Annotated in this window: 2 protein-coding genes; both read right to left on the bottom strand. The window is 27.9% G+C overall.

Going from position 1 to position 1091, the window contains the following annotated elements; translation table 11 throughout:
- Nucleotides 1-319, bottom strand: a 319-nt coding sequence (locus ACW2QF_RS20225) for a PD-(D/E)XK nuclease family protein (protein ID WP_455717816.1), incomplete at its 3' end; no start/stop codon positions are given.
- 1 nt (nt 320) lies between these two features.
- On the bottom strand, nt 321-1091 hold a 771-nt coding region (locus ACW2QF_RS20220), incomplete at its 5' end, for a hypothetical protein (protein ID WP_455717815.1).

The raw sequence follows: 1091 nt of genomic DNA, 5'->3' as shown, positions 1-1091 counted from the left end.
CATTTTTATCATTATTACATCTATCGAATTTAAGTTCAGCTATATCTAGAGTAACTTCTCCGTCTTTAAATTCATTAATCATATCTTCATAGTTAATTTGTTTTATATAAAATCTTTCAAGAATATCATGCGATATCGATCCGTAAGGAGCATATGCAGAATTTTCTCTATCTGGTTCAGTTTTTGGCTTCTTAACATATGATAAAAAGTACTCATATGGAGATGTTTTATACTTGTGATAACGTGACCAAGAATAGAGCGTATCGACATTAGATTTAATTTTTAATTCATTTAATTCTTCATAAGTTTTTCTACTCATTCTATTTCCTTTCTAAACTTTTAATATACTCCATATGTTCATGTTGATTATAAACAATTCTGTATTTAAATAAGAAATCATATATCTTATTTGTTTTATCCGTAGGCGATTCTTTTTCATTTAGTAAATCCCATTTATCATAGATATAACTTACCTTTCTAATATGATAAAACTTTTCGCAGCAATATCTAATATGATTAATATCCACATCTTTATCAAAGCATATGATTATTTCATCAATCTCCATCCCTATTAATATTCTGGCTTGCTCTTCTGATATTTCATGACATCCTACAGCCACCCCAGTTTCATCTAATCTACTATGTCTTTTCACAACAGACTTCTCACTCTCATATACTACACAATATCTTGCTTTAACAATGGATTCATAGTTTTCATATAGTCCATACAAATTAATGTTTTTTATATATGGTTTGATTGCTAAATATTTTGGTATATTAAACTCATCAAAATCATCTATCATTGTTCTACCTGCTATACCAATTAATTCGCCTGTTGACCAGTATCTAATTGGTATAATCACTCTTTGTCTAACAAAACTATAACCAAGTTGAAATCTATCAACTGTTTTTTGAGTTATACCCTCTTTAACCCAATTAATGTGTATACATGGCATGTAGTCGTTTAATATATCTTCTTGTAGTACATCTATTTCAGATATATCAACAGTCTTTCTCCTTGTCTTAACTCTTTTAAATATAGATAAAGGATCTATTCTTTCTTTTTTTTTATTATCAGCTTTAAACGTAAA

The organism is Anaerosporobacter sp. (assembly GCF_965301125.1).
Note: the sequence above shows the minus strand (reverse complement) of the source record. Positions and strands in the feature narration are given on the sequence as shown.